Here is a 17,669-nt window from a genome sequence, read left to right on the forward strand (position 1 = left end):
GCGGTTCCGTGATCAACCCCCCTCTACAGCCAACAGCGCTCCGGCGACGGCGGATCGCCGCCCTGGACGCGCGGCGCCCGACGGCTCCCCCTGCGAGCTGCCTCAGCAACTTATCCGTGCATCGGACACCCCCGCGGGAACCAGCCGCTCGGCCAAGACATCCGACCAGCGTGTGTCGTGGCCTTCCTCGCTCCCGGTGTTGTCGGTGATCGAGTCGCCGATCGTCACCACCGTTCCATGGCTCTGGGTGTCGACGAGAACCTGGCTCAGAAACAGGCGCCCCGCCGTCGTTCTCGACGTTCAGCTGCGCCGCGGTGGTCTGATTTCCAGGACCGATGACGCTCACGTTGCCAGCGTGCCAATGCAGGGGCGACATCGGAGTGTCGCGCGGCGAGAAGAGCGACACGGCGAGCCGCGCCAGCGGCGCGATGGGCAGGTCGACGGCGTCGCTGATCGCGTTCGCCCCCGGAGCGATGCGGACGTCCTCCTTGCCACCGAAGGTCAGTTTGCGTAGGTCGGTGACAGCGGCGTCCGCAGAAGCTCCAGCGAGCCCGATCGTGGCTGCGCCCACGTCGACGGCGTCCGCGCCGAACGCTTTGAACATGTCAGCGTTCATCGTGGCGAAGTATGCTGTGATTCTATTGCGCCACTGTGCAAGCCGACGAACAAGAGGAGGAAGACGGCATGCGCCGTCGTGGGGCTCGATCACGCGCTGACAGGCTCGGTGCGGCCATAGGACAGCCTTCGCAGCAGCGCCTCCGCCGGGCCGCGGTAGCCTGTGCGGCGCATCCAGTCGGCCAGCAGGATCGAGGCGATCCACAGGGCGACGGCGACCACGCAGCTCGCGGCGAAGCCCATGTCGTCCCTCAGGTCGAGCGTGAACGGGTAGAACAGCGCCACCCACACCACCGACTGGAACAGGTAGAACGTCATCGACCGCTGGCCCAGCGCGGCGAGGGCCGCGGTGAGGCGTCCATGGTCGCGTCCGAGCCTGATCGCGACGAGCCCTGAGGCGGCGGCCATGCCGAGACCGCCGGCGTATCCGGTCAGGGCGTGCGCGCCGGCGACCGTCCAGCGGTTCGATGTCGTCAACACGCCCGCCAGCTGCAGGGCCATGGGAGACCTGCCGATGACGGACACCGCCATCAAGATCGCGGTGACGCGCAGCAGGAACCTCGCATGGCGCTCCGGTTCGTCGAGCATCCGGCGCCTGGCGGCCCAGATGCCCAGCAGCATGTCCGGCACCACCACGATGGGGGAGACAGCCGTCTTCAGCGGCCAGAACGGGAGGCCGGCGAGGACGTGAGCACCGTAATCGGGGGCCATGAGGTGCGCCATGGTCATGGGCGCGCCCATGCCTGCGGCGGTCTGCGCTGTCACGCTCTGCCACGAGAGCAGCAGCGTCGCGGGGACGAGCATGAGGGCGCTGGTCCACCACAGGACCGAGTCCCGGGTCCGGACCAGCGGCGCGAGCAGGAGCAGCGTCAGGCCGTAGACCGCAATGATGTCGAACGGCACGAGGAGGGTCGAGTGCGCGAAGCCGATGACGATCAGCCAGAGGCTCCGGCGCCGCAGCAGCTTGCGGATCGAGGCCCAGTCGCTGCCCCGCGCGCGCTGCCGCTCGGTCAGCTGTCCCAGCGCGTAGCCGAAGAGGAACACGAACATGACGCGCGCCTGGTTCTCGGCGACGAGGGATCGGATGAACACGGCGATCGTGTTGAGCGCTTCCGGCCCGAGATCCCAGCGGCTGACGAACGCCGGCGCGTGGGACACGGCGACCAGCAGCAGCATGAAGCCACGGGCGATGTCCGGCGCCAGCGACCGACTGGTCACGTCCGTGGGAGCTTGGGTGTTGATGGCAAGGTCCATGAACGTCACCCACAGGCCGGAGCCCGGCTGCGCCGCCTCGGGAAGCGGGCGGAACACGCCGGCCCCTCGCCGTGGCCCCTTGAACAGTCGCGAACGCTACGTTGCGTCTCATGGATCGTCAATGGAAGATCAACGGATTTGGTGCGCTGTGCGGCGAGTTTATGGTGAACATTGCAATGGTCTTGTCGATGAATGCAACGATCGGGCAATCGGCGTTGCAATGTGCCGAGGGTGAACGCACACTGGGCTGGACCAGCGACCCACAGGAGGGCGGGCGAGGATGCCGGGAGGCAGGTTGAGCGACCAGGACCGCCGGGGCATCGCGTCAGGGCTGGCCGAGGGGCTCGGGTACGCCGAGATCGCCAGGCGGCTGGGCAGGCCGACGTCGACCATCAGCCGGGAGGTGGCCCGCAACGGCGGGCCCGCCGGCTACCGGGCGGAGCACGCCCACGAGGCCACCGGGCGGCGCGCCCGCCGGCGCAGGCCAGCCCCGCCCCCGGAGGAGCGGGGCGCCGCCGGCGCCGACGGGCGGGACCCCGAGGCGGCGCGCGGCTATATCGAGCGCTTCTCGGCGCTGATGATCCAGACCGGGCTTCCACGGATGGCGGCCCGGGTGCTCGCCTCCCTGTTCACCACCGACGCGGGCGCCCTGACCGCCGTCGAGCTGGCCGCGCGATTGCGGGTCAGCCCCGCGTCGGTGTCCAAGGCCATCGGTTATCTGGAAGGGATCGAGCTGGTCCGGCGCGAGCGCGGCCCGCGGCGGGGCGAGCGCTACGTCTTCGACGACGATGTCTGGGTCCGGTCGTGGATGTCGAGCGCTCGCGCGAACGCGATGTGGGCGGATGCCGCCCGTGAGGGAGTCGAGATCTTCGGGGCCGCCACCCCCGCCGGCGCCCGGTTGGACCAGATGGGCCGATTCTTCGCGCGCCTCAGCGACGACATGGCCGGCGGCCATACGGGAGCCGCCGTCGGTGACGCGCTGACGGTGCTCGCCGCGCTCGTGCACGCGAGCGCGCCGCTCACCGTCCAGCAGCTGGCCACCGCGCTGGGCTGGTCCACCGACCGCGTCGCGAGCGCCCTGCGCGACGCCGAGCAACACCCGGACGTGACCGATCCGGTCGCCCTCCAGCGCGTCGGGCCTGGCAGCTTCACCATCACCGCCAGGCTCGACCGGCTCACCGCGGCGCAGCGCGAGGCCCTCCGCCACCCCTGGTAGAACCGCCGCGCAGGGCGAGCCCTTGCGGAGAGCGCGCCTGGTGCGCCTTCGAGGCCAGGAACGCCGCTTGCCGGTACCCATGGCGGAGTCGCTGCCGGGTCGCGGGCGGAACGTCACCGCGCTGTGCGCCGTGAGCGTCCTGTTGCAAGTACGCAACTCCGATCGGCATAGGTATGCATTCCTGACACCAACGCCCGTGGGTATCTTCTCTGCCATGAAGATGGCGATTCTCGGGCCTGGCGCTATCGGCAGCTTGCCGAGCTCTCCTTCACGCGGGACGGCGCCCGAAGCCGGAGCAAAGCATGCGCCGACGATGAGCCAAGTGGACAAGCGCGCGGATGGCCGCTTGCGACTTCGCGCCTTTGCGACTTTGCATTAAAATCGCTCTCCGGATCCCTGGCCGGACTCCTGTGGGTGGAACTCGGTCCCAGCTGCCGGCGCCGACCGGCGGCCAGGACCCGGCGCTGGGTGTCCTAACGGCGCGGTGGAAGCCTGCTTGTGACGCCCTCTCACCAAGGCACGGCGGCTCGCGCACCCCCGGTGGTGCCGCGGGGCACCACCAGACATGGAGGCGCGCCCCTCCAGCCCCGCGTCCCTCGCGCCGCGCCGCGGCCAGGATCTCGGCTGAAGCAGCCTCTCCCGCTGGCCCGGTTCCCCTCGTCGGCCCTGGTACGGCTCATGCGAGTGTCCGCCTGGTCTCGGCACGAAAGACGCCGCGCGAGGCTCGCTGCAGACGGCGATATCGTCTACACGCCTTGAGGAGGCAGCTCACGCCGTCGTCCCTTCGAGCTCGCCGAGGATGAAGGTCGCCGCGACCGCCGGCTCGAAGAGCTCGGCGCGCACGGCGCGGTACTGCGGGTCGGCGAAGAACCGCTCCCGCGCCGCGCGGTCGGGGAACACCAGGGTGAAGACGCGGTTGATCCGCTCATCCCCCTTCAGCACGCGCGCCACGACGAAATCGTGGCCGAACGCGCCGCCATGGGACAACAGGATCGGCATCATCCCGGCGCGGTAGCGGGCGTAGGACGTCTCGTCCGCCAGCTGGAGCCCCACCAGGAGCACGTGCTGCCGGCCCTCAGCGCCCATGGGAATAGCCTCCGTCCACGTCGAGCGTCGTGCCGGTCACGAAGCCGGCCCTGGCCAGGAACAGCGCCGCTTCCGTCGTGTCCCGCACCTCGCCGACGCGCTGCAGCGGGTGGATCGAGGCCAGCGAATCCGCGCCTTCGCCGATGAGCGGCGTGCGGATGATGCCGGGCGCCAGCGTGTTCACGCGGATGTTGTGGGCGGCGAGCTCGGCGGCCAGCGAGACGGTGAGCGCGTGGACGCCGCCTTTGCTGGCCATGGCGGCCGAGGCCGGCATCCGCGCCATGGCCTGCTGGACGAGCACCGTCCCGATATTGATGATCGAGCCCCCGCCGCCCTCGATCATCAGCGGCACCGCCGCCTGCGTCATCAGGAACGTCCCCTTCACGTTGGTGGTGAAGAACCGCTCCAGGTCCTCCTCCGTGCTCTCGAGGAACGGCTTCACGCCGAAGATCCCGGCGTTGTTGATCAGCACGTCGACGCCGCCGAAGCGCTCGCGCGCGGCCGCGGCGACGGCCCGCGCCGTGGCCCGATCCCCCACGTGGCCCGGCACGGCGACGACGCGCGCCCCGCCGTCGAGGCTCCGCCGCGCGTGCTCGAGCTTCTCCGGGTCGCGGCCGTTCATGACGACGCTCGATCCCTCGGCCAGGAAGCTCCTGGCGAGGTCGAGGCCGATACCGCTGCTGGCGCCTGTGATGATGACGCGATCGATCCTGGTGGACATGGAGTGTCTCTCCTTTCGCGCCGACAACCTAGGACCGCCCCTCGAACCGAGAAAGTGGTATGTTTCTATCGACACCATAACTCCATGTTATGATCCCACGGGCCCCGCCATGACCTACGATCAGCTCGTCGCCTTCCTCGCCGTCGCGGGCGAGGGCACGTTCAGCGCCGCGTCCGCGCGGCTGCACAAGTCCCAGCCGGCCGTGAGCAAGCTGGTGCGCAACCTCGAGCGCGAGCTGGGGGTCGAGCTGTTCGATCGCCGGGAGTACCGCGCCACGCTCACCGACGCCGGTCGCCTGTTCCACGAGCGCGCCGCGGCCGTCATCGAGGGCACCGAGGCGCTGCGCAGCTTCGGCATGCGCCTCTCGGGGAAGGTGGAGCCGATCGTGCGGCTCGCCGTCGACGCGGTGACGCCGCTCGGCCCCATCATGGACATCTTCCGGGGGCTCCTGGCGCGTCATCCCCTGGTGCGCATCGAGCTCGGCACCGAGCGGCTGGCGGGCACCGCCGACGCGCTGCGCGAGGACCGCGCCGATCTCGCCGTCGCCACGAAGCTCGGGATCGACGGCTCCGCGGTGGAGGCGGCGCGCTTCTGCGACGTGCGGGTGATCCCGGTGGCGCGCTTCGATCACCCCCTCGCGACCTGCGGCGCGCCGATCCCGCCCGCGCTGCTGCGGGCGCACGCGCAGATCATCCTGCGCGACAGCGCGAGGGCGAGCGCCTCGCCGTCCCTGAACGTGCTGGAGGGCGGCCTGCGCTGGACGGTCACCGACGTCGCGGCGAAGAAGGAGGTCATCCTCGCGGGCATGGGCTGGGGCGGGCTGCCCGAGCACGTGGCCGCCAGCGCGCTGGCGGCGGGCGAGCTCGTGGCGCTGCAGGTCCCCGAGTTCGTGGCCGACACCATGGAGCTCTTCGTGATACGCCGCCGCGACCGCCCGCACGGCGTCGTCGCGCAGGCGCTCTGGGAGGCGCTCGGGCGCTGCGGCCACGGCGCCGGGGCGCCGGCGGCGGCCGGGAAGGCGCCGCGCCGCCGGAGGAGGGGCTGAGGGCCGCGCCGGCCGGGCCGACTGGCGCGCTGCCCTGCCGGGTCACGCCTCTCCACGGCAGATCGCTCGGAGGATCTCGCGCGTGTGTCCGCGCAGCCATGCGTCTTGGCGTCCTTGGCGCGCTTGGCGGTTCATTTCTCGGTGGATCCGTCTGAGCGGCCCGCTTGAGCGTCCTGCGCACTCCTGGTGCTGCAGCGTCGTGCAATGAGGGCGAGACCGAACAGGGCGACGGTGAGCCCGATGTACGCGGACCTGCTGCCAGCGCCGTGAGCGCTGCATTGTGCGTCGTTGCTTGTGTCGTCCGTCCCGTCATTTCTGCTGCTGCCGGCGGCAACGCCGGAGGTGCCGTCGCCCCCGCCATTCCCTGCTCGGCCGCCCGCGCCCGACTCCGCACCGCCGCTCGCGCCCACCCCCGGCCCCGCACCGCCGTTTCCGCCCCCGCCCGGCTCCGCACCGCCATTTCCGCCCGCCCCGGGCTCCACAGTGCCGCCTCCACCCGTGCCGAGCCCTGCGCCGCCGCTTCCGCCCGCGCCGGGCCCGGGTGAGGGCTCCCAGCCGAGCAGCCGCGAGACGACGCGCCGCGTGCGCGCAGCAGGGCCGAGCTTGTCATAGCTCAGCAGGAACCGGCCATCCTCGCCGCGGGCCAGCATCGGCGCATTGCACGCGTCGTCCACGAGCAGCGCCTCCATGCCCGGCGTTCCATCGGGGGCCACGGCGCGGATCCGGAGCTGGTGCGTCTCCGCCTCTTCCCACACCACCTGGTAGCTCGCGCCGTCCCAGGCCACGGCCGCCGCATCACCAGCGCTCGTCGGCGAGATCAGGAATGCTTCGCCCCGCCAGCCGCCCGTGCCGTGGATTCGACCGCGCACCGGCCCATCACCGCCCTCTGGCCAGCCATCGGCGGGCTCCGTCCAGACAACGAGCGTGTCCGTGCCGTCCGTCGCCCCGGCGACGGCGGCCGACGCGCTCGACAGCAGGAAGCCCTCCCCGACGTCTCCCGTGCGGCTCACGGGGACGAGATGCAGGCCCGCCTTCGCGTAGGCCACCAGGTAGCCCTGCCCGGCGCGGAGCGGCGTCGCGCGCGACTCCGCCCCGACCGAGGGCACGATGGGGAACACCGGGCCAGCGCTCCCCGAAGCGCCGAGCAGGCGGCCCGACGCGGTGTACACGAAGGGCTCCTCGGCGGTCCTCTCCACGAAGGTCACCAGATACCCGTCGCCGTTGCCCGCGACCGACGGCGCCGCCGACAGGTGGAGCGACGAGACGGCGACGCTCTCCCCGAGCGCGCCGTCGCCCGACACCCGACGCAGCTGATCCCCGCCGGCGCCGAGCGCGCTCCAGGTGAGCACCGACGCGCCGTCGCCGTTCGAGGCCAGATCGATCGCGGTGGCGCTGCTCGCGAGCTCGATCCCGACCGGATCGACGACCTCGCCGGCCGCGCTCACGCGCACCGCGCGCGCGGTCGTCCGCTCCCCTTCCAGGTCCGGCTCGTCGGTCCAGGCGACGAGGTAGCTCTCGCCGGTCCAGGCGACGCGCGGGGCGCCCTGCTTGTTCGGCAGGGGGCTGAGCCCGAGCCGGCCCGCGGCCAGCGCGAGATCCGGGCCGATCAGGCTGCCCTCGATGCCCTGGCCGTGGAACGCGAGCAGGAAGCGCGAGCCGCTCCACGCGAGCGCGTTCCGATCCGGATCCCGGACGGAGCGAGGCGACCCGTCCGCGAGCCTCACGTCGTCGGTCCCCTGCACGACGCCCTCGGCCGAGACGCGGGCCCCGTACATCGCGCGACCGTCCCGCTCGTCGGCCCAGGCCACGAGATAGCTGCTGCCGTCGAACGCAGCGGCGGGGGCCCCGGTGCCCGGGCTCGGCCGTGAGATCGGGAAGTCCCTTGCCGCGATCGTGCCGTCTGCGCGCAGCACCGCGCCCCGGATCGTGCTCGTGGGATCGTCCCGGACCCACGTGGCCAGGAAGCTCGTCCCGCCGGACGCGAGCGCGACCAGCCGCGCGTTGCCCGGGTCCTCCGAGATCTGAACGCCAAAGGCATCGAGCGCCGTTCCATCGCGGGCCACCCGCGCCGCACGGATGGCCCGCGCGCCGCCGCCGGCGACGTCCTCGTCCCAGGCCACGACGGAGACGTCCGCCCCGGCGCCGACCGCCGGCCGCGATGCGCGGCCGCTCGTGGAGAGGGCGCGCTCGGCGCCGGGAACGGCGCTGCCGCTCGGGTCGACGAGGGTCGCGCGGACATCGTCGGCCCCATCGTCGGCGAGGCTGAGCCAGGCGGTCACGAAGCGCTCCCCGTTCCACTCGACCGAGGGATACACGCCCTCGTCCGACGTCGAGATCGCGAAGCTCGCCGGCCCTTCGAGCGTGCCGTCGGGTCGCATCAGGCGGCCGCGGATGGTGATCCGGCCGTCGTCACCGTACTGGCTCCAGACGACGAGGTAGCGGCCTCCGCCGTACGCCACGCTGGGCAGGTACTGCCCGGCGGACGCCTCGCCCAGATCCAGCCAGTCGAGATCGAGCACGTCCCCGCGCGCGCCGACCCGGACCGCGCGGATGCGCGACAGGTCCTCGAAGACGACGACGTAGCTCGTCCCGTCCGTCGCGATCTCCGGATCGAACCCGACGTCTTGCTGGACGGGCACGGGCGGCTCCGTCCCGATCTCCGGGCCCACCTCCGGATCGAGCAGCGCCGGATAGCCGCTCTTCTCGACGACCGAGGCGGGCACGCGCAGCTCGATGTGGCCGTCCGCCCAGCGGGCGGGCACCGGAACGCGGCGGCCCGACGCGTCGATCCACGTGCCGTGGCCGTACACGAACCGCTGCCCCGGCGCGGCGCCGAGGACGAGGCCGCGGGCGTCGCTCGCGACCGAGGGCGCGGCGTCCGCGGCGCCGAGCCGGGCGCTCACCCGCACGACGAGATCGCCGCGCCCCCCGGGCCGCTCGGGGAACCGGAACGCCTGCTCGGCGTTCGCCTCGTGGTTGTTCCACAGCTCGCTGCAGGTCTCGAACGCGCGCTCCGCGCCGCCGTCCGCCGCCATGCGCACGCGGCCCTCGCCGCTCACGCACTCGTGGCCGGCGCGGGCGATCGATCGCGTCGTCAGCGTGAGCGCGCTCCCTGGCTGGAGCTCGCCGGGCGCGCCCTCGAGGAGAGGCCCGCGGAGCGCGCGGCGGCGCGCCGTCAGCTCGGCGGCGGTGCGCGCCTCGGCGAGCGCCTGGAGCTGCCTCGCTCGCCCCCTGCGTGCCGCCCTCGCCGGGGGCTTCGCGCGGATCCGCGCCGCGCCGCCCTCGACGTCGATCCGGTGGGCGGCGCCCTCCGCGAAGAGCCCTCGTCGCGTGGATCGAAAGCTCGCCCGCGCCCTGCTCACGATCCGCCCGAGCTCGACCGGCGCGGCGCCGCCCGGCCGGAGCGCGCGCTCCGCGGGGCGCTCGGCAGGACCATTGCCCGCCGCCCGCGGTCCAGGCGCGCTGCACGCCGAGGCGCACCCCGCCATCAACAGCAACAAAGCTCGACTCGAAGCCAGCGTCATGACGCACCTCCTGACGGCCTTGGCAGCCGACGCGCACCCCGCCATCCCCCGATGGATGAGCCAGCGGGACGGTAACAGCGTGTGAGCGTTCACGTCGATCGCGGACCACGACGAGGTCATGCGACGACTCCGGTGTTGTGACCTGGCTAGATCGCCGAGCCAGCAAGACCCAGAGGGTGCTGTTCGCTTGACAGGGGCAGGGGCGTGAAGATCGCCAGCAGGCCGCGGGCCAGACCGAGCCGGCCCGCCGCTCTCACTGCGCTCTCACTGGAGAATGGCCGGGGACGGATTCCCCGTATACACCTGCGAGCAGCGGGGCTTCTTTGGGTCGGACGGGCAGCGGAGCCCCTGGTAGAAGCTCAGCGTGTTCGCCAGGGGGGCGTAGCCGCTCGGGACCTGGAGCTTCGACACCGAGCCGAAGTAGGCGAGGCACGCGTCGCGCCACCAGCGCGCCTCGTAGTGCTGGATCTCCAGGAAGTCGCTCACGTCATCGAAGCGCTTGCCATCGATGCGGCCCTCGACGGACTTCCATGTCTCTCGCATGGCCCCCACCTCGTCGACGCCCTGGCTGTAACGATGGACGAGCTCCTCCCAGACCGTCCTCCCCGACTTCAGCTTGTCTTGCCAGCCGACGCGGTGGAAGAAGAGCACGAGATCGTCCGGCACCGTGTCCCGGCTCCCGAACGTCTGTCCCACCTGCGCGGCGTACTGGGCGACAGCGTTGCTGCCCGACGAGGTGCGGTTGAAGCCGATGCTGTTCGCGTCCGCCTTGTGATAGTAGACCGGGTTCCACTCGACGCGGCTCAGGCTGTTCAGCCACGGCCCCGGCCCGTAGTGATGGTCGTTGCCCATGATGTGGACAAGGCCGAGGGGCGTCATGTAGTCGACCAGCGCCTCGCGTGACTGCATCATGATCTGAACGACCGGCTCGACGACGACGGGGTCGTTCGAGAACGTCTGCCGGACCCACTCCTCCGCGATGGCCTCCGAGGAGAGGTCCGGGTTCCACGCCAGGCGCCCGTACACGTACCAGTTCGCCTGGTTCATCTGCGATCCGGTCCAGTTCGTGTCGTCACCCACGTTGGCGACGCCCGAGATCGCGGTGGTCGTGTACTTGTGCAGGCTGCCGTCGATGACCCGCGCCACGGTCGAGCCCTCGCCGCCCGCGTAGGTGTCCGCCTTGAGGACCTCCTCGAAGAGCGGGCCGAGGTAGGCGAGGTGCGTGTCCTCGCCGAGGTACTCCTTCGTGATCTGGAGCTCGAGGGCGAGGGGCGTCTTCGGCATGGCCCCGAACAGCGGATGGAACGGCTCCCTGGGCTGGAAATCGAGCGGGCCGTTCTTGGCCTGCACGAGGACGTTGCTCTTGAATTTGCCGTCCAGAGGCTTGAACTCCTCGTAGGCCTGCTTGATGCGGTCCGGGGGGCTGGTGTCGGAGTAGACGAAGGCGCGCCATATCACGATGCCGTCATGCGGCGCGAGGGCGTCGGCGAGCATGTTGGCGCCGTCGGCGTGGGTCCGCCCGTAGTCCTGCGGCCCGGGCTGCCCCTCGGAGTTCGCCTTCACCAGGAAACCACCGAAGTCGGGGATCTGCTGGTAGATCTCGTTGACCTTGTTCGTCCACCATTGCTTGACGCTGGAGTTGGTCGGATCGGCCGTGCTCAGGTTGCCGATCTCGACCGGCGCGCTGAAGCGGGCCGTGAGGTAGACCTTGATGCCATAAGGCCGGAAGACGTCGGCGAGCGCCTTGACCTTCGTGAGGTACGACGGCGTCAGGACCTGCGCGTTGGCGTTCACGTTGGTCAGCACGGTCCCGTTGATGCCGATGGAGGCGTTGGCCCTCGCGTAGTCCTTGTAACGGGGAGAGAGCGTGCCGGGCAGCGCGCTCCAGTCCCAGATGGAGCGGCCCGCGTAGCCGCGCTCCACGCTGCGATCGAGGTTGTCCCAGTGGTTCAGGATGCGATGGCCGATCCTGGGAGAGCCGGTGAGCGACAGCTTGTCGAGGGCGCTGTGGCTCTGGACGTGCCGGAGGAGCGCGAAGGTGCCATAGAGCACGCCCACCTCGGTGTTGCCTGCCACGGCGATCACCGGCTGGCCTCCGACGTCCGCGGCCTCGACGAGGTAGCCCTCGGGGCCCAGGGCGCCGAGGCGCGCTGCGAGCGGCAGGCCCTTGATGACGTCCGCGGCGGCCGTCCCGATCACCACGGCGCCCGGCCCGTCGACGGCCGCGCCGGTCCCGACCGTTCCGCCCGTCAACCCGCTCAGCCCTTTGACGAGCTCGGCCTCGGCGATGTCGAGGCTCGCGCCGGTCCCCGACTTGACCACGCGCTTGAAGGCCGCCTGATACTCCGCGAGGCGCCCCGGAATCGGCACCTTCGGGTACCTGAGCCAGAGGTCTGCGCCCGTCTCCTCCGGCAGGGCGCCCGGCGCGGGGTACTCCTCGTCGGAGCCCGACATTCCGCCCGTGCTCCCGGTCGATCCTGTCGTGTCCCCGCCGCCCTGGCCGACCGATGCGCCGCCGCCTGTGCCGCTGTTCACGCCGCTGCTCGCGCCGCCGCCCGTGCCGGTGGCCCCGCTGGGGCTCCCCGCCGCGCTGGAGCCGCCGCTGCCGGTCACGTCGTTCGGCTCATCGGTGCCGCTCGAGGAGCAGGCGCCCGCGAGCGCCGCGCTCAAGAGCCCGACAACGAGGAGCGGCACCCGCAGGATTTTCATCGAACGAGGCCGTCTGGTGGGCGGCCGACCCGCGCAACGTGGCATCTTGTTTTCCGAAGGAGGCGCCATCTGAATCAGCCTTTCCATGGAGGGGGCTTGGGAAAGAGAGTGAACCAACCGATTCGCGGATCTCGAGGGTGAATCTCGACGCCCGTCAAGGGCTAAACGCGCCGTGCAAGACCGCAACGCACCTCGGCTCCGCCATGCCTCGCCCACCTCGTCAGAGGTCGCTTTTTGTGCCGTCGCGTGCGAAGTATTCAGCGCTCCTGTATTTCTGGCGGGGTCCGAGCAGAAAACGTCAGAAATGCGGACTGAAGCTGCCAATCGCCGTGCTCGACGCGCCTTCCACCGGGAAGGCTCACCCGATCGCGCTGCGGTCCAGTGTCTCCGGCGGAGGAGGACGCCCGGAGCGCTCGCTCCTTGCAGCTGCGTTTCCGGGTTGCTCTTGCTTTCTCATGGTGCCCCGCCCCACCGCGGGGTATCCGCATGTGAGTAGCTGTCCGACGAACACCGTGGTTGCCAGGCATGGGGGCGGCAAGGTTCGTGAGGTGTTCATGATCAGGCGCACGCTGGCCGGGAATATCGGACCCTACCAATTGAACGAGGGTTGGCGGGCGTCTCGCTGGTGCACATATCCACCTTGAGCAGACGCCCGCGACTCTGCCGTTCCGATCATGGAGAATCTTATGCGGTTCACTCGCTTGCTTGGCTGCATCTCCGCTTCGTTCACGTTCGGTCTGCTTGCGTGCGCCGTGGAGCCCGTCGAGGAAGAGGACCTCGACACGCTGGACGGCGCCCTGGACAGCGCTGACGGCTCGATGTCGGCGGATATCGCGATTCAGTCGGACTGGGGGAACGGTTACTGCGCGAACGTGAGGGTGACGAACAAGTCCCGCTCCCCGGCCACCACCGGCTGGAACGTGGTCGTCCGGCTCAACGGCTCGACGCTGGCCAATGCGTGGAACGTGACCCCCGTGTCCTCGAACGGGCAGTTCACCGCCACGAACGTGACCCACAACGCGGCGATCAAGGAGAAAGGTTGGGTGGAGTGGGGGTTCTGCGCGAACGGCAGCGGGCGGCCCGCGGTCGCGTCGGTCACCGGCAGCGGAGGCACGATCGTCGGCACGGGCGCGTCCTCCTCGTCGAGCAGCAGCGCGAGCTCGTCGTCGAGCAGCAGCTCGTCGTCGAGCAGCAGCTCGGGGGCGGGCGGCTCGGGCGGGGCAGGCGGCTCGGGCGGGACAGGCGGCTCGGGCGGGGCAGGCGGCTCGGGCGGGAGCACGGGCGCGGTCGAAGACAGCGGCGCGAGCTGCCCCAGGCCGACGTTGCCCGCCGCCTCGTCTCTTCCGGTGTTCGACACGCATCACGATCCGTTCCTGAGCTTGAGCGGTTCACGCATCACGAAGAAGTCGGAGTGGGCGTGCCGGCGCGCGGAGATCAAGTCGCAGGTCGAGACGTATGAATCCGGTTCGAAGCCCGTGGTGTCCAAGGACAATGTCACGGGGCAGTTCTCGGCGAACAAGCTGACGGTCAACGTCAACGACGCAGGGAAGAGCGTCTCCTTCACCATCAACATCAGCCGGCCTTCCGGCGCGCCTGGTGGTCCGATCCCGCTCGTCATCGGCATCGGTGGCAACAACCTCGACACCAGCGTGTTCACGCAGAACGGCGTCGCGATGGCGACCTTCGACAACAACGCGATGGGCGCTCAGAACGGCGGCGGCTCGCGCGGGACGGGCACGTTCTACAACCTCTACGGCAGCAACCACTCGGCCAGCTCGATGATCGCGTGGGCCTGGGGCGTGAGCCGGATCATCGACGCGCTGGAGAAGACCCCGGGCGCCAACATCGACCCGAAGCGCATCGCGGTGACGGGTTGCTCGCGCAACGGCAAGGGCGCGCTCACGGTCGGCGCGTTCGACGAGCGCATCGTGCTGACGATCCCGCAGGAGTCGGGCGCCGGCGGCTCGGCGAGCTGGCGCGTCTCGCAGGCGGGCGCCAACGCCGGGGAGAACGTGCAGACCCTGTCCAGCGCGGCCGGCGAGCAGCCGTGGTTCCGCGCGAACTTCGGCTCGACCTTCGGCAACCGGGTGACGTCGCTCCCGTTCGACCATCACATGGTCATGGGCCTCGTCGCGCCGCGCGCGCTGCTCGTCATCGACAACAGGATCGACTGGCTCGGCATCAACAGCACCTTCACGGCGGGGTCCATCGCCCAGCAGATCTGGAAGGGGCTCGGGGTGCCGGACAGGATGGGCTACTGGCAGACCGCCGCCCATGCCCACTGCGCGTTCCCGTCCTCGCAGAGGGCGGCCCTCGATGCGTACGTGAAGAAGTTCCTCGTCGGCGGCGGCACCGCGGACACCAACCTGCTCAAGGGCGACGGGGCCACGGCCGATCTGAACAGGTGGATGAAGTGGACGGCGCCGACCCTCCAGTAACCGCTCGGGGCGACGGGGCGCCTCGCAAGGGGCGCCCCGATCGGCGCCCGCCCCGGCGGCGGTGATCGCGTGCGGAGCGGCGCTCGAGCTTTCGAAGCTCGTTCCGCGAACCGGGCGGCCTTCCACGGCGAACACGGTTCGTGCATACCACTGCAAAACGAAGTTCACTTCGATAGCGTAGCGGCGCAACCTGCGCCGTTCCCCTGCGCCCGCCCGCGCCTGCCCATGGCCGCGACGAGCCTCGGGGCCGCTCCCAGAACTCCATGAAGAAGGTGCCTCAGATGCGAACGCACGGTAAAAATAGAACAGTGCTGCACTGGGTGATCGTGATGGGAGGCGCGCTGCTCGGCGTGCTCGAGGGCGGCGCGACCGCGATGGCGCAAGCCCAGGGCTACTTCACGAGCTGGCAGGCGCTCGAGCCGACGAACCCCGAGATTGTCCAGAACGGGGGAGACATCGTCGCGGTCGGGTGGGCAGAGCGGGGCGATTACGACGACGTGATCATCAGCAACACCCTGGCCGGGGTCCCCACGGGGCTCGAGACCAGGGGGTGGGGCCTGGCGACGCTGGACCCTGCGCTCGATTGGATCAGCAGCAACGGCTACGCGCTCGACTACCTGTTGATGGACATCGAGGGGGACACCCAGACGCAATACGATCTGCTCCTCGACAACGTCGACCGCGTTCGAACCGACCCAGACGCGGACATCTCGGCGGCGTACGTGGGCAACTATGGCTACTGGCCTGGCATGAGCGTCGATACGTCCGGCGCGTGGCCCTGGAATGTCGGTGAGCAGTTCAAGATTGATCGAGAGACTATCTACACTACGTCGGGTCTCAACGTCGCGATGCCGGTGGCGTACAACTCGAGCCAGTCGGCTCTCCACGTCGCCTCCTCGATCAACGGCGTGCCTTATGTCGGCGGACCGGCGCCCACCCAGATCTCCGCGATCTTCTGGCAGGGGCTCGAGACGGTGAGCGTGGCGGCGCGCCACCTTCCTGCTGGTGACTTGTTGATCCCCTACATCGCGGACTTCGTCAACAAGCCCAACTATGGTGTGCCTCAGTCGCAGGTCCTCCTGCCGACGGACAACGTCGCGCAGGTCCAGCACTACCGGCTCCGCGGGGCCGACGGGTTCAGGACGTGGGAGGTCAACGTCAACCAGACGGGGGCCACCACCTACTACTACCAGACGTATGGCAACGTCGTCACCGCGACGCTCGCGTTCACTGCCGACATGGCCGACGCGTGGCAGGCGCTGGACGGCGTGTTCGCGCGGGGCGGCGAGCTGCGCACCCTCAACCTGGCGACCAACAAGAACGCCGGCATCGAGTGGTCCGGCGTTCAGAGAGGGGGCCGCGTCGATGTGCTGGTGAGCAACATGAACACCACGACGCAGCACGCCGACTGGTCTCATGTGGCGGCGCTGCCCTCCCAGTCGCCGGACGTCGCTTACCACGACCATGTGCGCCTTCAGTATGAGGCCTGCACCATGGATCGCGAGGACTACGAGCAGCACGTCTTTGGCAACGCGATGAACAACCAGGGCGCGAACAGCTGGACGGGGGCGAACCCGGACAAGTTCGCGATCGGGTCGCCGCCGGGGAGCGGGAATGACTCCGAGCAGAGCATCGTCTCCACGGGCGGCTACAACGGCAAGGTGGCCTGGTCCGCGTTCGATGGCCCGAGCTTCAGCAGCACGGACAAGGTCGTCTACTCGGGTCTCCTCTACAATGCCATCTCGGGCGTCTCGTTCGAGCCGATCAACGTGGCCGGCGGGAGCCCGACGGGCTACGCCGTCCCCGCCTACCAGGGGCCGACGGTCTCCATGGCCTGGGGGGCGCTCCGCCTTCGTTCTGGCTATGACAACGGAGATATCTATCAAGCGGTCAACATCCCCGCCACGATGGGCAAATGGCTGGAGGTGAAGCTGGTCGTCAACCCCACCGTGGGCACCGGCCTCGGCTCGCTGTACGTCCGCAATGTGACGGACGGGCAGAAGGACTTCACGCGCGTCGTCTTCGACAATATCAACACGACCGGCGTGACCGAGCGGGTGCTGGTTGTGCCGCTGCTCATGGGCGTGAACAAGAACCCGTCCAATTTCAACGGGTTCATCGTGGCGGCCTACGGCGACAGCAACGCCGTGGATGACCTCTCCATGGGGTACTACGTGCCGCAGATGAATGACAATTTCGACCATTATCAGTCTGGCGTCGCCATGGACAGCCAGGTCGTTCCGCAGCTCGTGTGGAAGGGGCCAGCCTCCGGCGGGCCAGGGCAGCTCACGGCTTCTGCGCCGTACGGCACCGGCAATCCCTCGACGCTCGCGGCTCGTCCGACGGGCTCGAGCGCGGCCAGCGCCTGGTGGGAGACCGAGCTGCCCGACCACGACGCGAGCGACCTGACGGTCTATTCTGGCCAGCTGTACGGCACCACAGGCGTCTACTTCGCTCCTGTCAACACGGCCACCAGCGCGAGCAACGGCCTCACCCCGAACAACTACGTCGGGTTCCTTGTCCAGTTCGAGCAGGGGCAGCTGCGCCTCCGGGGGTCCCGGGACAGCGGTGAGCTGTACAAGGCGACCAACTTCGCGCCGGCTTCGGGCAAGTGGTACGATATCCAGGTGCAGGTCGACCCGAACCGCGACATCGACGGCGCCGCGGGCGGTGACTTCGGCGCAGCGCGTGTCTGGGTGAAGAACCTGACGGACAACACCGCTCCGGTCCTCGTCGATTTCGACAAGATGTCCACGACCGGCGTCGTCGAGTCGTTGCTGGAGGTGCCGCTGTTCCTGAACGCGACGACCCGGAACCCGTCCAAGTGGAACGGCTGGGAGATCAGCGGTATCAACTCGAGTGTTCAGGTGGATAACCTGCGCTCGGCGCTGTATCCGTACCTCGATTTCGTCGGCCGGAACCAGTACATCGCCGATTGATGGCGGCCCGGAGCGCCGTGGGCTCCAGAGCGGCGGTCACCCGCACAGGAGACGGGCCCAGATCGGCGTTTTCGGCGCGCAAGCGCACTCCTGTGCGCTGAGCACCGAAAACGTCGAGATGG

Annotated in this window: 10 protein-coding genes and 1 pseudogene; 6 read left to right on the forward strand and 5 right to left on the reverse strand. The window is 69.9% G+C overall.

The window, feature by feature from the left end; genetic code table 11:
* Positions 1-705 precede the first annotated feature (705 nt).
* On the reverse strand, positions 706-1,926 hold the full coding sequence (locus WMF27_RS05285; protein WP_437943896.1) for a DUF418 domain-containing protein: 1,221 nt from the start codon (positions 1,924-1,926) through the stop codon (positions 706-708).
* Positions 1,927-1,979: 53 nt separating this feature from the next.
* On the opposite strand from WMF27_RS05285, the gene WMF27_RS05290 reads away from it, so the two are divergent.
* Both WMF27_RS05290 and WMF27_RS05295 read left to right on the forward strand, forming a co-directional pair.
* Positions 1,980-2,168, forward strand: a complete 189-nt coding sequence (locus WMF27_RS05290) for a hypothetical protein (RefSeq protein WP_437943897.1) — start codon at positions 1,980-1,982, stop codon at positions 2,166-2,168.
* A complete protein-coding gene (locus tag WMF27_RS05295; protein WP_437761336.1) occupies positions 2,150-3,085 on the forward strand; it encodes a helix-turn-helix domain-containing protein in 936 nt (311 codons plus the stop codon). The genes WMF27_RS05290 and WMF27_RS05295 overlap by 19 nt, the downstream gene beginning before the upstream one ends.
* A 768-nt stretch (positions 3,086-3,853) precedes the next feature.
* Here the strand turns inward: WMF27_RS05295 and WMF27_RS05300 are convergent.
* Positions 3,854-4,171 (reverse strand): DUF1330 domain-containing protein, encoded by a 318-nt coding sequence (locus WMF27_RS05300; RefSeq protein ID WP_437943898.1) that lies wholly within the window; start codon positions 4,169-4,171, stop codon positions 3,854-3,856.
* The gene (locus WMF27_RS05305) at positions 4,161-4,892 is read right to left on the reverse strand and encodes an SDR family NAD(P)-dependent oxidoreductase (protein WP_437943899.1); all 732 of its coding nucleotides are present in this window, start codon (positions 4,890-4,892) and stop codon (positions 4,161-4,163) included. The genes WMF27_RS05300 and WMF27_RS05305 overlap by 11 nt, the downstream gene beginning before the upstream one ends.
* A 109-nt stretch (positions 4,893-5,001) precedes the next feature.
* On the opposite strand from WMF27_RS05305, the gene WMF27_RS05310 reads away from it, so the two are divergent.
* Positions 5,002-5,937 carry a LysR family transcriptional regulator gene (locus tag WMF27_RS05310; protein ID WP_437943900.1) on the forward strand — a complete coding sequence of 312 codons (936 nt, stop codon included), beginning with the start codon at positions 5,002-5,004 and terminating at the stop codon, positions 5,935-5,937.
* A 131-nt stretch (positions 5,938-6,068) separates the two neighbouring features.
* Here the strand turns inward: WMF27_RS05310 and WMF27_RS05315 are convergent, their stop codons facing one another.
* Together WMF27_RS05315 and WMF27_RS05320 are read right to left on the reverse strand one after the other, a co-directional pair.
* A complete protein-coding gene (locus WMF27_RS05315; RefSeq protein ID WP_437943901.1) occupies positions 6,069-9,461 on the reverse strand; it encodes a hypothetical protein in 3,393 nt (1,130 codons plus the stop codon).
* Between the two features lie 264 nt (positions 9,462-9,725).
* A complete protein-coding gene (locus WMF27_RS05320; RefSeq protein ID WP_437943902.1) occupies positions 9,726-12,170 on the reverse strand; it encodes an alpha-glucuronidase family glycosyl hydrolase in 2,445 nt (814 codons plus the stop codon).
* An 818-nt stretch (positions 12,171-12,988) separates the two neighbouring features.
* Between WMF27_RS05320 and WMF27_RS05325 the strand changes: the two are divergent.
* The 3 genes and pseudogenes from WMF27_RS05325 to WMF27_RS05335 all read left to right on the forward strand — a co-directional run.
* A pseudogene (locus WMF27_RS05325) lies at positions 12,989-13,213 on the forward strand (cellulose binding domain-containing protein); the annotation flags it as partial.
* 336 nt (positions 13,214-13,549) lie between these two features.
* The gene (locus tag WMF27_RS05330) at positions 13,550-14,608 is read left to right on the forward strand and encodes a glucuronyl esterase domain-containing protein (protein WP_437944518.1); all 1,059 of its coding nucleotides are present in this window, start codon (positions 13,550-13,552) and stop codon (positions 14,606-14,608) included.
* Positions 14,609-14,871: 263 nt separating this feature from the next.
* Positions 14,872-17,547 carry a hypothetical protein gene (locus tag WMF27_RS05335; protein ID WP_437943903.1) on the forward strand — a complete coding sequence of 892 codons (2,676 nt, stop codon included), beginning with the start codon at positions 14,872-14,874 and terminating at the stop codon, positions 17,545-17,547.
* Positions 17,548-17,669 lie beyond the last annotated feature (122 nt).

This window comes from Sorangium sp. So ce281 (assembly GCF_051527395.1).
GTDB lineage: Bacteria > Myxococcota_A > Polyangia > Polyangiales > Polyangiaceae > Sorangium > Sorangium cellulosum_B.